This window comes from Nocardia acididurans (genome assembly GCF_016741815.1).
In the GTDB taxonomy this organism is placed as follows: domain Bacteria; phylum Actinomycetota; class Actinomycetes; order Mycobacteriales; family Mycobacteriaceae; genus Nocardia; species Nocardia acididurans.
Genome location: NZ_JAERRJ010000002.1, coordinates 418,399 through 432,118, shown reverse-complemented (window position 1 = coordinate 432,118; position 13,720 = coordinate 418,399). Strand labels below are relative to the sequence as shown.

Here is a 13,720-nt window from a genome sequence, read left to right as displayed (position 1 = left end):
ATCACGCCGCCGGCGAGCGAAAGCCGGTCAGGCCGTGCGTGGTTCGATCCACAGCGCCTCGGCGAGCGCGCACAGCTCGCCGTCGGCGGTGGAAAGTGCCACGCCCACAGTGTGTTTGCGCCCATCCTGCCCGATCGACCAGGCATGCGAGATGTAATCGGCACCCGCGAGCACCGGGCGCACCTGGGTGGCCGTGAGCGCGGCGGTGAACGCGCCCTGGCCCATCTTGGAGAACACCCACGCGGCGATCCCGCCGGGGCAGTCCAGCGCCGACCACACATTCGCGGTGGTCACCTCGCCATTCTCATCCGCCAGTGCGGCGTCGGGCGTCCAGGCCGCCGCCATGAGGGTGCCGTCCGGCGTCGACCACGGGAACAATCGCAGCCCGCGACCGGGTTCGCACAGCACGCCGCAGCCGTAGCAGTCCGTCACCACCCGTTTCGGCGAGGTGAGCGCGGCCTCGGTGGCGGTCTTCGCATCGTCCCATGAGGGCGCGGGCCGGGGGGTGACCGCCAACGACGACGCCGCGGCTTCCACGAGCAGCATGCCGCCCGCGTCGGCCAGCACCGCGCGGCCGTCGCCGGTCGTCTGGAGCAGCAGGGGTGCGCCGACCGACACGGCACGGCGGAAATCCACACGCATCGCGGGTATTCCAGCAGCCGGGTCGTGATCGGTGGAACTGTGGTCGGCCCGAGCGATGGTGGCGTGGCCGGGGAGATCGGTGGTGCTGCGGGCGGCGAGGTCGGTGGTGCTGTGGGCGGCGAGCAGACCCGCGACGTACCCGCCGAACGCGATATCCGGATATCCGTGCACGTGATCGGCAATGGTGAGGGGCCGTGCGTCGATCATGCTGTGAATCAACCTCTCCCGGCTCGTCGGCCGTTCGAGATCGACGATACCGAGCCCGGTGACGGATCGGCGAACGGGATCAGGACAGTGGCGCTGCCCCGCGCTGCGCCAGGATGACCATCATGAGCCCGGCCTCCTGGCTCTGCTCGGTGATCATGCCGCGCACGGTCTCCTTCACCGGACCGGATTCGAGCAGTTCGTCGGCGGCCTCGGCCATGCTCACCCCGCCGGTGTGATGGCGCAGCATGAGTTGCACGAATAGGGTTTCCGCCGCCTCACCCCGTGCCGCCGAGAGCGCGTCGAGCTGTTCGGTGGTGGCCATTCCGGGCATGGTGGCATCCGAATCATGGTGTCCCGCATGGTCGTCGCCCATCCACGCCATCGGATGCGCGGATGTGGTCGAGGCGTTGGCCAGGCGCAGCCAGCCGAGCATGGTGCCGATCTCCACGTGCTGGGCATCCGAAATCTGCTGTGCCAGTAGCCGGATACTCGGATCGACGCCGGAATCCAAGCGCTGCACCATGATCAGCGCCTGCTGATGGTGCGACACCATGTCCTGGGCGAATCCGACCTCGGTGGGCGTGAGCACCGGCGGCGCGGAATGATCCTCCGGGATCACGTATGGCCGCAGCATGATTCCGGAGGCGATCAGTAGCAGCGCGAGCATGCCGAGCAGTCCCGCGCGTATCCAGCGTCCGGTGTTCACGTTCCCACTCCAGCGTCGTCCCAGCCCTTGCCGCGCCCTGTGGTCACGGTTACATCTCGAAACCATAACGCATAAATCGGCCGGTCGCGTAGTTGTGAAAGCGACATGCCGAGACCGCACCGAGTCCGAATTTACAGGTAACTCTCAGTAACAGAAATGTCCGATTTCAGCGATATACAGTGCATCTGCTCGCTCTGTGTCACCCCATCCCCGGAGGATTCGATGATCAGAAACGCAAGCCTGCTCCTGCTCGCCACCGCGATTCCCGCACTGGCCCTCACCGGCTGCTCGAAGGACGATAACAAAGACACCGCCGCCGCGACGACGTCCACCACGGCGCCGACCACGGTGACGAACGACGGCGACGACCCCGGTGAGCCCAACGGCGGCACCCGCATCCCCCTCGGCCAGACCAAGGTCGTCATCGCCCCCGCCGATGCCGTCCTCGACATCAAGGGTCTGCGCGACTGGACCGCCGCGGACCTCACCTGCACCGCGGTCACCGAATCCGGCACGGCGCTCGAACTCCTCCCACCGCCCGCCGACGCCCAACCCGAAGAGGCCGCACACGGCGGCACCTGGATGCCCCTCTGGACCGTCGGCGCGGCACCGGGCCCGGTCACCATCGGCTGCAAGGCCGTCGACAACCGAATCCCCAACGCCGACACCAGCTTCGTCCGCGTAGTCCCACGCGGCCTGATGCTCGGCCAACCCTGATCGGTTGCTACAGCGGCAGATCCATCACGTCGAGTGCCGCTCGGCGCTCCCGGTGGCCGCCAGCAGGTCGCGGCAGGCGGTGAGCAGGCGGGCGCGGAGGGGTTCGGCGCGGGCGACGATGTCGGCTTGGGCGCGGACGTATTCGGCTCGGCCGGAGGGGGTTTCGATGCGGATCGGGTCGTAGCCGTAGTCGAGGAGGTCGTAGGGGCTGGCTTTCATGTCGAGTTCGCGGGCGGCGCAGGCCAGTTCGAAGCAGTCGAACAGGAGGTCGGAGTCGATCAGGGGGGTCAGTTTGAAGCCCCACTTGTACAAATCCATGTTGGCGTGCAGGCAGCCGGGCTGTTCGCGGTCGATCTGGTCGGCGCGGGTGAGCGGTTCGATATTGAGAGGGACGGCGGCGGGGGTGAAGAAGCGGAAGGCGTCGAAGTGGGTGCAGCGCAGCTGCATCGATTCGACGACCGCGTCGGTGCCGGCGCTGCCCAGGCGCAGGGGGACCTGCTGGTGGCGGACGTCGTCGGTTTTGTAGACCATGGCCCACTCGTGCAGGCCGAAACAGGAGAGCTGCGTGGGGCGCGTCGCGGTGGACTCCAGGAGTTTCGCGACGAATTCGATGGTGTCGCGGCGCTTGTCGAGGAAGCTCGGGTCGGCGGTCCAGGCCGTGCTCTCCGGTGACGGCGAGACCTGGTGGTAGCCGCGGAAATCCGCGTAGTCGCGGGCCTGTGTCAGCGCCACCCCGAAGCCCGGGTGCCAGCGTTTGAGCTGGGCGGGCTTGTGGCCGTAGTAGGTGAACAGGAAGTCGATCACCGGATGTTTCGAGCCTTCCGCCCGCCGCGCCAGGTAGGGGCCGACGAGGGCCTCCACCCGGGCGCGGTGGGCGGCTGCCCGGGCCCGCCAGTCCGGGCCCGAGAGCAGGTGCAGGTCAACGGTGTTCATGAACTACTCGGCGATGCGGTGGGTGGCGTCGCGGACGGTGCCGACGAATTCCTCCACCAGATCCTCGAGGGCGGCGATGCCGACGGTGTTGCCGCGGCTGTCGACCACCCGGCCGAGATGGGAGTTGGTGCGGCGCAGGCGGGCCAGGGCCTCGAAGAGGGTGGTGCCCATGCTCACCGTCGGCAGGGGGCGGATATCGGTGCGGGGGATCGGCGTGGCCGGGCCCGCGTCGTCGTCGGCCACCAGGTCGAGGACATCCTTGACGTGCAGGTAGCCGACCAGGGAACCGTCCTCGGCGCGCACCGGGTAGCGGGAGAAACCCGTTTCGGCGACCGCGGATTCGATATCGCCGAGGGTGGTGCCGTCCCCGCGCAGCGGGACCGACCGGGTCTTCGCCAGCGGGACCATGATGTCGGCGACGATCCGGTCCGAGGAGCCCAGCGCCTGGGTGAGGCGACGGTGCTCCTCCTTGTCCAGCAGGCCCTCGGAGTGGGATTCGCCGAACATCTCGGCCAATTCCACCTCCGACACCGTGGAATCCAGCTCGTCCTTCGGCTCGATGCGCAGCATCCGCAGCGTGAGGTTCGCCGCCAGGTTGTAGACGGCGATGAGCGGCCGCGCCAGCCGCAGCCACGCCAGATGCAGCGGAACCAGCAGCAGCGCGGTGCGTTCCGGCCCGGCCAGCGCGATGTTCTTCGGAATCATCTCGCCGAGCAGGATGTGCAGGATCACCACGATGGTCAGCGCCAGCGCGAACGAGATCGGATGCAGCAGCGAGTCGGGCACGCCGAGCAGATCGAACGGGCCCTCCAGCAGATGCGCCACCGCCGGTTCGCCGACGCGGCCCAGCAGGATGGAGCAGATGGTGATGCCCAGCTGCGCCGCCGCCAGCATCATGGACAGGTTCTGCGCCGCCTCGATCACCGTGTTGGCGCTGCGCTTGCCCTGTGCCGCAAGGGCTTCCAGGCGGTCGCGGCGCGCGGAGATGAGCGCGAACTCCGCGCCCACGAAGAAGGCGTTGCCCAGCAGCAGGAATACCGTGAGCAGGATCGCGTACACGTCACCCATGGCTGTGCTCCCAGATCGCGAGGGCGTCGGCGTCCACCGGCCGCAGCAGGACGCGGTCGATGCGGCGGCCGTCCATGCGCTCCACCTTGGCTATCCATCCGCCTCGGGTGTGCGGATCGAAGGTCGGGTGATTGCCCGGCTGCGGCAGCAGCACCTCGTCCCCGGCCACCGGGATGCGGCCGAGTCGCTCCAGCACCAGCCCGCCCAGGGTTTCGTATTCCCCTTCGGGTGCGTTGTAACCCGTTGTGCGCGAGACCTCGTCGATGCGCAGCAGGCCCGAGCAGTTCCAGCCGGTCGGGGTGCGGCGCACGTCGAGTTCCTCCTCGTCGTGCTCGTCGCGGACATCGCCGAGGATCTCCTCGATGATGTCCTCCATGGTGACGATGCCGGCGGTGCCGCCGTACTCGTCGACCACCAGCGCCACCTGCATGCCGTCGGCGCGCACCCGCTCGAGCACCTCGTCACCGTCCAGGGACGCGGGCACGATCGGCACCGGCTGCGCGATGTCCTTCAGCTTGACGGTGCGGCGCGCCGACACCGGGTGCAGGAACGCCTGTTTGATGTGCACGACGCCGAGCGTGTTGTCGAGATCGCCCTCGATGACCGGGAAGCGCGAGAACCCGGTGTCGTGGGCGGCGCAGATGAGATCGGCGATGGTGGCGTCGCGATCCAGCGCCTCGATCTTCACGCGCGGGGTCATCAGCTCCTCCGCACTGCGATCACCGAATTGCAGTGAGCGGTCCACCAATTGGGCGGTGCGCTGATCCAGCGCACCGTGCAGCGCCGAGGTGCGCACCAGCGACCCCAGCTCCTGCGGAGACCGCGCCGACCGCAATTCCTCGGCCGGTTCGATGCCCATACGGCGCACGGCCCAGTTGGCCGCCCCGTTCAGGAAATTGATCATCCAGCCGAAGACCGTCGAGAAGGCGATCATCGGCCCGGCCGTCCAGCGCGCCGTGGACAGCGGCGCCGCGATGGCGATGTTCTTGGGCACCAGCTCGCCGTAGATCATGGACAGCGAGGTCGCCAGAATCAGCGCCAGCGCCAGCGAAACGCCGTGCACGGCAGGGCCTTCCAGCCCGATCGCGCCGAAGGCGGGCTCCAGCAGGCGGGCCAGCACAGGTTCGGCGATATAGCCGGTGATGAGCGTGGTGATGGTGATGCCCAGCTGTGCGCCGGACAATTGGAAGGACAGGGTGCGATGCGCCTGGCGTACCTGCCGGGCCCGCATATCGCCCTCGCGGGCGTGCGCCTCCACGGTGCTGCGTTCCAGTGCGGTGAGCGAGAATTCGGCCGCCACGAACAGTGCGGTGCCCGCGGTGAGCGCGATGAAGCCGAGCAGGCTTGCGATGGTGAGCACGACTGACACTGTCAGCACCACCCGGATATTCGGGGTGGCTGGTCAACGGTTGCGCCGGGTTTGTCACCCGGCTCGGTAGAGGAGCCCTCCTGTGCGGCGCCCTCGGACGCGGGTGACAACTGGTTCCTTTCGCAGGGTGACATGGTGCTCGTGAGGGAGCGGAGATCGAGATGATCAGGCTCCGGTAGCGCCCATGCTACCGGGAACCTGTCCAGGAGTGCGCGACCGGTCCGGACGCGGGAAACCGGCGGGTCCGCACGGGACTCCGCCGGGTTCGTCCGATTCGCTGGTTACCAGCCCGACGGCAGCGGACGGCCCTCGGCGAAACCGGCGGCCGACTGCACACCCAGGATGGCGCGCTCGTTGAACTCCGCGAGGGTGCGCGCGCCCGCGTAGGTGCAGGAACTGCGCACGCCGGAGGTGATGTGGTCGAGCAGATCCTCGACACCGGGACGCTCGGGATCCAGCCGCATGCGCGAGGAGGAGATGCCCTCCTCGAACAGCGCCTTACGGGCCCGATCGAAGGCGGAATCGGTGGCGGTGCGCGCCGCGACGGCCCGCTTGGACGCCATGCCGAACGACTCCTTGTAGCGGTTGCCGTCGCGGTCGATGCGCAGATCGCCGGGCGACTCGTAGGTGCCCGCGAACCACGAGCCGACCATCACATTGGCCGCGCCCACGGCCAGCGCCAGCGCCACGTCACGCGGGTGGCGGACGCCGCCGTCGGCCCACACGTGCTTGCCGAATTCCTTTGCGGCGGCGGCACACTCGGCCACAGCCGACAGCTGCGGGCGGCCCACGCCGGTCATCATGCGGGTGGTGCACATGGCGCCGGGGCCGACACCCACCTTGATGATGTCCGCACCGGCCTCGATCAGGTCGCGGGTGCCCGCGGCCGAGACCACATTGCCCGCCACCAGCGGCACGCCCAGGTCCAGGGCCGCCACCGAACGCAGCGCCTCGATCATCTTGGACTGATGCCCGTGCGCGGTATCCATGACCAGCACATCGGCGCCCGCGTCGACCAGGGCCTTGGCCTTGGCCGGGACGTCGCCGTTGATGCCGACCGCGGCGGCGATGCGCAGCTTGCCCTGCGCGTCCACGGCCGGCTGATAGATGCCCGCGCGGACCGCGCCGGTGCGGGTCATGACACCCGCGAGGCTGCCGTCGGCGTGCACCAGCACGGCCAGATTCGCGTGCTTGGCGTAGAGCAGGTCGAAGATCTCGCGCGGCTCGGCATCGGCCGCGGCGGTCACGAAATTGGTGTCCGCCACAGTGCTCAGCCGGGCGAAACGGTCCACGTCGGAGCAGGACTGCTCGGTCACCACACCGACCGGCTTACCGTTGTCCACCACGATGACCGCGCCGTGCGCGCGCTTGTGGATCAGGGCCAGCGCGTCCGAGACGGACTGCTCCGGATCCAGCGTCACCGGCGTGTCGGCGGTCAGCGAGCGGCTCTTCACGAAGGCGATGGTGTCGGCGGCCGCCGCGATCGGCAGATCCTGCGGCAGCACCACGATGCCGCCGCGGCGCGCGACCGTCTCGGCCATACGACGGCCGGACACCGCGGTCATATTCGCGACCACGATCGGGATGGTGGTGCCGGTGCCGTCGCTCGTGGAGAGATCGACGTCGAACCGGGACGTCACATCCGTCCGGCTGGGGACCAGGAAGACATCGTCATAGGTCAGGTCGTAGGGCGGGTTCTGCCCAGGAAGAAACTGCACGTTGTTTGCCGCCTCATGGATCGACGTGGGTATTCGTGTTCTCCATGCTTCGATAGCAGGTAATTGCACGAAATAGCCCGAAGGCCGCTACCTGGTGTCACGCATGCAACGCACCAGTGTAGTCGGCCCCGGAACAGCTAGCGTCCAGCCGTGCCGCCGAAGAAACCGGTGAGCACCGGCGTGAGCAGATCGGTCCGGCTCATGATGTCGTAGTGGGTGGTGGCCGGGATCACTTCCAGGCGCGCGGTTTTCCCCAGCCTGGCCACCATGTCGACGGCGTGCTCACGGCGGAGGGCATCCGATTCGGCGGTCAGGACCAGGGTGGGAGCCTTGACGGCCGGCAGCTGCGCGGTCCAGTCGTAGTCGGTGACCAGGAGCTGGCGCGTCTTGGTGACCAGGGCCGTCCAGCCGTTCGGATCGGGGGCGACACCCGTATAGATCTGGTACATCGGCGTCGAGCGCATGGCTTCGGCGTCCATGGCGGCCATGCCCGCGCGCATCTCCGGCAGCCATCCGTCCGAGCGATAGGGCGCGGAGACGACGCCGAGGGCGCTCACCTGATCCGGGTGCCGGGTCGCGATCTGCAGGGCCACGCCGCCGCCCAGGGAGTAGCCGAGCACATCGGCCTGGCCGAGCCCGAGATGGCCGATCAGACCGGCGATATCGTCGGCCATCGATTCGAATCCCATCGGGCGATCGAAATCCGGGGTGCGGCCGTGGGCCTGCAGATCGACCGTGATCACCCTGCGGGACTTCGCCAGTTCGGGAACCAGAGCGCCGAAGGTGGGTTCACTGCTGATCAGGCCGCCGTGCAGGAGAATCAGCGGTCGCCCGGTGCCCTGGCTGGCGTAATAGATTCTGTTGCCGCCTATTTCGGCGTAGAAACCGGTGCCGTCGGCGCTCGGCGCGTCCGCGGTCCGCGATTGTGTGGTGGACGGGCCGGCCGAATTCTCAGTGTCCGTGCCACAACCGGACACGAGCAGTGCGGTCAACAGCGCTGCGGCACATGCCTTGAGACCTGTTTTCATAATTGCGTTTTCTCTCTTGCTTCGATGAAATTCAGTGGGCGAACTGCTTTTCGAGGAATACGCCCGCGGGCGGTGTGAGGATGCCGATATCGGGATTGTGACTGAGCTTCGGCAATTCCTCGTGCCGGGCATCGGGCAGGACGGCGGTAATGGCGCGCGCCGCCTTTCGCAGCAGCGCACCGCTCTTCGCTCCCGAAATGACCAGTGTCGGTACGCGTACCTCCGACCACTGGGCCGATACCAGGGGTTCGCCCCGCATGAACCGGCCCATGATCGCCCAGTCGTGTGCGGTGGCCGGGGCGGTGGCCAGCAGGTTCTTCCACATGGGCGTGAACCGCATGATGCCCGCGAGGATTCGCGGCATACCCATGCCCCGGGTCATGTAGTACCGCACCACCTCGGCCCGCCGGTCGGCGGCGATCAGCGCGTGCAGGGTCGGTTCGAGATCGGCTGGGGGAACGAAGTTCTCGTGATCCACCACGAACGGCGGCTCGAACGCCACCACCGCGACGAGCCCCGGAACCCGGCCCGACCCGGCGGCGAGCAGCGCGAGCCCCGCTCCCGAGGACCAGCCGAACAGCGCGACCTCCCCGCCGATCACCCCGGCAAGTGCTGCGAGATCATCGATTTCGTTCTCGACGTCGTAGACCCCCGGCGAATCGGTGCTGTCTCCCCGTCCCCGCCGGTCGTAATTGATCACCGTGAGCCCGTGGTCGTCCGCCAATTTCCGGGCCAGCTCAACCATTTTCGGGAAGGCGCGGTAGCTGAATGCTCCGCCGACGAGAATCACGGTACCCGACCCCGCCCCCTCGATTCTGTCGAAGGCCAGCTCGATCCCGGCCGCAGTGGTAACGGTCTGCATGTGTCGATGCCTTTCCTCGCGGTATCGCCGCAGTCAATTGCGTTCAGCGGCAATGTCATTGCACCGATCCTGATCCGGCGCAGAGTAAATATTCACCGACCTCCCACGCGCCGACAAGAAGCAATTTCGAAACCGTGCGTGTAGCCACGCTCAACCTTGACCCAGCGGGATGACCACAGGGCAGGGTGAGTGAGAATAGGCGCGTGGGGGAGTTACCGCGGGAAGCGGAAGAGAAAACCGATCCGATATACGGCCCGTCCGGATTCGCCGCCGCCTTCGGCATGTCCGTGTCGTGCCTGCTGTGCCTGTGCGCCACCATGTATGTGGGAATCCCCTGGGCCGTAGCGGTATTCGGGCGGCCGCACGTGCGGCCGGAAGAGGAGTCGGCGGTCGTCATCGCCTGCGCGCTACTGCTCGCCGTGATGCTGGCGGGTGCGGCGTGGCTGCGCCCGCGCAGCCGCAGAGCCGGAATGCGCGGTGCCGCACTGGCTCTCGCCGCCGGATCACTGCTGAGTATGGGCCTGTGGTGGCTGTTCAACCACGCCCTGAACACCGAGCGGTGGAATGATCGTCGCGCCGGTCTCGTCCAGTTCGGCGTGGTCGTGCCGGACGCCTACGAGTTCGCGTGGGGGCGCAGCGGCTGCGGTACCGGCCTGGTGGAGCAGAGTTGCTGGCAGAAGTTCTACTACACCGCGCCACTGCGCGAATTCGATTCCTACGAACGGCTTTTCCCACAGGGGCAACCCGGCGGGTATGTGCTGCCGTTCCGCGCGGGAACGTGCGATGAAGCCTTCGCATGGGAGTTGGACTGTGCCGCGGGCGATATCGTCGTGCGCGGGAGCAGTTGGGGCGGTTCGGTGCTGGTGATGCGAACGGCGACGGAGATGACGCTGGCGGTAGAGGTTCTCGATGACGCCTATCCGGTGTTCTTCGGACGGTGTGAGGGCTTCCGCAGATGTCTGTGATCCGGGTCATGAATTCGGAGGGCGGCTATCGGCGGGAGTGTTTCGGTCGTCACTGAGTGTGCTCATTTTTGCATGTCGCAACACTGTTGCCTAACTCACCTACCTGCGGTTTCTTTGGTTTCGTGTCAGCATCTAGGCAAACGGAGGTGACGTGGAGTGACAGATACATCTATCGATGATCGAGCGGATGAACCCGTGGCTCCGGCCTTCGGCGCGATTCTGCGCCGCATCCGTGATTCGCGCGGTGTGTCCCGGGAGCGGCTGGCCTTCAATACGGGGGTGAGCGCCAGCTACATCACGCATCTGGAGAAGGGGTCGCGGACCGCTCCCACCCGTGAGGTGGTCGAGGCGCTCATCCGGTATCTCGATCGGGTGGAAGGGCTGTCGATGGGGGATCGCCGGCAGTTGCGGGAACTCGCGGGGTTGACTGTCGCGGTGGCTCCGTCGCTCGCGGAGATGCGGACCGCAATCACCCCTGAGATGCGGGATCTGCTGAAGGGCCCGCTGCCCGCCTCGCTCAGTGTGGTCGGCGGGCACATGCTGTTGTGCAATGCCGGGTGGGAACGGGCGTTTCCGGGAATGCTGGAGTGCGGCAACGAGTTCCGGTGGCTGTTCGACGCCGATGTCGCCCGGCGGGTGCTGGTCGACTGGCGGGCCGACACCACCCTGTCCGTGCGGGCGTTCCGGCTCGCCATGGGCTCCTACGGGGGGACGGATGTCTTCGCCGACCTGCTGGACGAACTGGGCGGCTACCCCGAGTTCCGGCGGATGTGGGCCGAGGGCGCCGTGGCCGCGGTCCCGCCCGCCTGGCGGATCCGGCTGCGCGATCTCGAAACCGGCAGTGAGCGAACGGTTCTCGTGCAGACCGGCATGGTGCAGTCCGGGGCGTATCCGGGCTGGCTGGTCTCGCAGATTCTGCTGCCCGCGCCATCCTGAGTGGAGGAGGCGATCTGATAGCCAGTGGGTAGCTGGGAGTGGGTGGGTGGTTCGGCCGAGTGCGATTCGCCACTGATTGCCGGGCGTGTCGGTGGGGTCGGGCGAGCCGAGACTGGTCAGTGGGTCGGACGGTGCGGCTTGCTCTTCGCGCCCGGTTTGCGCTTCTTGTTGTGCGGGCGGCTCTGGCCGCGCGGGAGGGGGCGCGTACGCGAGGGCGTCGTGGGTGGTGGGTCCTTCTCCGGGGTGGTGAAGGCGGCGGGATCGGCGACCGGCCGGCCGGAAGGGCGTCGTGCGCCGGTGATCTCGACCAGACGGCGGTCGCCGGGGCGGACTTCGAGATCGGTGGGTGTGACGCTGGCCTGCCGTGCCATGTACGCGATTTCGTCACGATCGTCGGGGGTGGCGAGGGTGACCACCGTGCCGGAGGCTCCGGCCCGTGCGGTGCGGCCGGTCCGGTGCAGGTAGTCCTTGGGGTCGGCGGGCGGATCCACGTGCACGACAAGGGAAATGTCGTCGACGTGGATGCCGCGGGCGGCCACATCGGTGGCCACCAGGACGGGCGCGGTGCCGTCGGTGAATGCCGCCAGGGTGCGGTTGCGCTGGTTCTGCGCCTTGCCGCCGTGCAGGGCGACGGCCGCGACACCGGCTTCCCGGAGCCGGACCGCCAGCTTCTCCGCCGCGTACTGCGTGCGGACGAACAACAGCGTCCGGCCCTGCCGCGCCGCGATCTCCGTCACGATGGTGCGCTTGTCGGTGCGGCGAATGTGCAGCACGTAGTGCTCGATCGACGGGACCGCGGTCCCGCGGCCGTCCACGCCCGCCTCGCTGTCGGCTGTGGTCGTGGCGAGGTCGGCGCTCGGTGCCGCCAGGTCGCCGTCTGTCCCGGCCGGGGCGGGCGCGGCACCGATCGCATGCTCGATCGGCGTGCGCAGATAGCGCTGCACCACCGTTTCCACCGTGTCGTCCAATGTGGCCGAGAACAGCAGCTTTTGGGCTTCGGCAGGCACCCGATTGAGGACGGCGGTGAGCTGCGGCAGGAAGCCGAGTTCGGCCATATGGTCGGCCTCGTCGACCGTCACCACCTGCACATGGGACAAATCGGCGGCTTTGCGCCCGATGAGGTCGGTGAGGCGGCCCGGGGTCGCGATGAGGACATCCACACCGCGCGCCAACCGCTCTTCCTGCTTCTTGATCGGCAGACCGCCGACCGCGGAAGCGAGGCGCAGCCCGAGTGACAGGGACGGTTCATCCAGCGCGGATTCGATCTGAATGGCCAGTTCACGGGTGGGAGCGAGAATGACGCCGCGCGGCTTACCCGGCGTCGACGGTGCGCCCTTGAGCCGCACCAGCATCGGCAGACCGAAGGCGAGGGTCTTGCCCGAACCCGTTGCGGCCCGGCCCAATACATCGTGACCGGCGAGGATATCCGGAATGACGGCGGCCTGGATGGGGAACGGCGCGGCGATCCCGTTGCGGCGCAGGGCCTGCACCAGGACGGGCGGCAGCCCCAGATCGGCGAATCGGACCTCGGCCCCGGTGGCGGGCACGGCTTTTCCTCCCTCGACAGGGTTCGGATGCACGCCGGAAGCGTCGGCGTCAGGCATCGCGTAGCAGTCTGCTCAGTTCTTCCAGCCAGGGGATCGCCACCGCGAGGGTGGGCACGACCAGGATCGCGGCCGAGGCGAGATACGCGGCGGCGGCGACGCGAATATCGCCGATCGGGCCCGCCAGCCGCTGGATGCGGATGAGCGTGGTGGGGCCGCCCACGGCCATCGCGCCCTGCGGCGCAGGCGAATTGGAGCAGGCGACGAGGGCGCGGGCCAGGGGAGTGGGCCCGGTGACCTTCACCGCGGAGTCGTCGGCCAGGAGCTCGATCAGCAGCTTCACCGAATCCAGCGCGGATTTCGAGCGCACGACGCGCGGGAACGCCTCGTGTGCCGCGGTGAACGCCTCGAGCACGAGGTCGTGGCGCGCCCGCAGGTGCGAGCGCTCGTGGCTGACGATCGCGGTCAACTCCTCATCGGTGAGATTGGTGACGGTGCCCTGGCTGAGCACGACGCGGCGGCGCAGCCCGGGCAGGCAGTAGGCGATGGGCTCGGTGGCCGCCAGCACCCGGATGTCAGTGGATTTGCGTTCCACCCCGGTCTGGTCCAGCAGGTCGACCAGCATGCGGTGGCGGGCGCGGCGACGGCGGGTGTGGATGCCGACCCGGATCACCGACCAGATCAGCCGCCCGCCGATGAGCAGGGTGAGCGCGAAGACCGTGACGTAGGCGAGCCACAGCGGCAGCCCGATGACGTCGATCTCCTGGCTGGGCGTGGTGGTGGGCCGGCCGTCCGGTCCGGGCACCAGCAGCCGGCTCGCGATGGCCAGCCCGGATCCGAACGCGGACAGCACCGCGGCCAGCGCCACGGCCTGCCAGAGGACGAGCGCGGCACGGGGACTGCGGTAGGGCCACTTGGCGCGCGCGAGCAGCGCCGGGGCCGGTCCCGCCAAAAACAGGGCGAGACCGGCGAATACCGGTGCTGTTACGTCCATTCCTCAGCTCACTGCGTTGTGGCGGTCAGGG

General features: G+C 68.2%; 13 protein-coding genes. 3 read left to right on the top strand and 10 right to left on the bottom strand.

Going from position 1 to position 13,720, the window contains the following annotated elements; all coding sequences use genetic code 11:
• Positions 1–27: 27 nt before the first annotated feature.
• Together JK358_RS06375 and JK358_RS06370 are read right to left on the bottom strand one after the other, a co-directional pair.
• On the bottom strand, positions 28–849 hold the full coding sequence (locus tag JK358_RS06375; RefSeq protein ID WP_201944749.1) for a PaaI family thioesterase: 822 nt from the start codon (positions 847–849) through the stop codon (positions 28–30).
• A 79-nt stretch (positions 850–928) separates the two neighbouring features.
• The gene (locus JK358_RS06370) at positions 929–1,555 is read right to left on the bottom strand and encodes a DUF305 domain-containing protein (protein ID WP_372440626.1); all 627 of its coding nucleotides are present in this window, start codon (positions 1,553–1,555) and stop codon (positions 929–931) included.
• Positions 1,556–1,777: 222 nt separating this feature from the next.
• On the opposite strand from JK358_RS06370, the gene JK358_RS06365 reads away from it, so the two are divergent.
• Complete coding sequence (locus tag JK358_RS06365; RefSeq protein WP_201944742.1) at positions 1,778–2,272, top strand: hypothetical protein; 495 nt, start codon at positions 1,778–1,780, stop codon at positions 2,270–2,272.
• A 24-nt stretch (positions 2,273–2,296) separates the two neighbouring features.
• Here JK358_RS06365 and JK358_RS06360 read toward each other — a convergent pair whose 3' ends face one another.
• The 6 genes from JK358_RS06360 to JK358_RS06335 all read right to left on the bottom strand — a co-directional run bounded on the left by JK358_RS06360 (position 2,297) and on the right by JK358_RS06335 (position 9,250).
• Entirely contained in the window at positions 2,297–3,205 is a 909-nt protein-coding gene (locus JK358_RS06360) for a 3-methyladenine DNA glycosylase (protein ID WP_201944740.1), read from the bottom strand.
• Between the two features lie 3 nt (positions 3,206–3,208).
• The gene (locus JK358_RS06355; protein WP_201944738.1) at positions 3,209–4,273 is read right to left on the bottom strand and encodes a hemolysin family protein; all 1,065 of its coding nucleotides are present in this window, start codon (positions 4,271–4,273) and stop codon (positions 3,209–3,211) included.
• Positions 4,266–5,642 (bottom strand): hemolysin family protein, encoded by a 1,377-nt coding sequence (locus tag JK358_RS06350; RefSeq protein ID WP_201945209.1) that lies wholly within the window; start codon positions 5,640–5,642, stop codon positions 4,266–4,268. The genes JK358_RS06355 and JK358_RS06350 overlap by 8 nt, the downstream gene beginning before the upstream one ends.
• A 281-nt stretch (positions 5,643–5,923) precedes the next feature.
• Entirely contained in the window at positions 5,924–7,360 is a 1,437-nt protein-coding gene (locus JK358_RS06345; protein WP_201944736.1) for a GuaB1 family IMP dehydrogenase-related protein, read from the bottom strand.
• 137 nt (positions 7,361–7,497) lie between these two features.
• Positions 7,498–8,388, bottom strand: coding sequence for an alpha/beta fold hydrolase (locus JK358_RS06340; RefSeq protein WP_201944734.1), 891 nt, complete (start codon positions 8,386–8,388; stop codon positions 7,498–7,500).
• A gap of 31 nt (positions 8,389–8,419) precedes the next feature.
• Positions 8,420–9,250 (bottom strand): alpha/beta fold hydrolase, encoded by an 831-nt coding sequence (locus JK358_RS06335; RefSeq protein ID WP_201944732.1) that lies wholly within the window; start codon positions 9,248–9,250, stop codon positions 8,420–8,422.
• Positions 9,251–9,453: 203 nt separating this feature from the next.
• Between JK358_RS06335 and JK358_RS06330 the strand changes: the two genes are divergently transcribed.
• Both JK358_RS06330 and JK358_RS40275 read left to right on the top strand, forming a co-directional pair.
• The gene (locus tag JK358_RS06330; RefSeq protein WP_201944725.1) at positions 9,454–10,215 is read left to right on the top strand and encodes a hypothetical protein; all 762 of its coding nucleotides are present in this window, start codon (positions 9,454–9,456) and stop codon (positions 10,213–10,215) included.
• A gap of 156 nt (positions 10,216–10,371) precedes the next feature.
• Positions 10,372–11,151 (top strand): helix-turn-helix domain-containing protein, encoded by a 780-nt coding sequence (locus tag JK358_RS40275; RefSeq protein ID WP_201944723.1) that lies wholly within the window; start codon positions 10,372–10,374, stop codon positions 11,149–11,151.
• 116 nt (positions 11,152–11,267) lie between these two features.
• Here the strand turns inward: JK358_RS40275 and JK358_RS06320 are convergent, their stop codons facing one another.
• Positions 11,268–12,755, bottom strand: a complete 1,488-nt coding sequence (locus tag JK358_RS06320) for a DEAD/DEAH box helicase (protein ID WP_201944721.1) — start codon at positions 12,753–12,755, stop codon at positions 11,268–11,270.
• Positions 12,748–13,689 carry a M56 family metallopeptidase gene (locus JK358_RS06315; protein ID WP_201944719.1) on the bottom strand — a complete coding sequence of 314 codons (942 nt, stop codon included), beginning with the start codon at positions 13,687–13,689 and terminating at the stop codon, positions 12,748–12,750. The genes JK358_RS06320 and JK358_RS06315 overlap by 8 nt, the downstream gene beginning before the upstream one ends.
• Positions 13,690–13,720 lie beyond the last annotated feature (31 nt).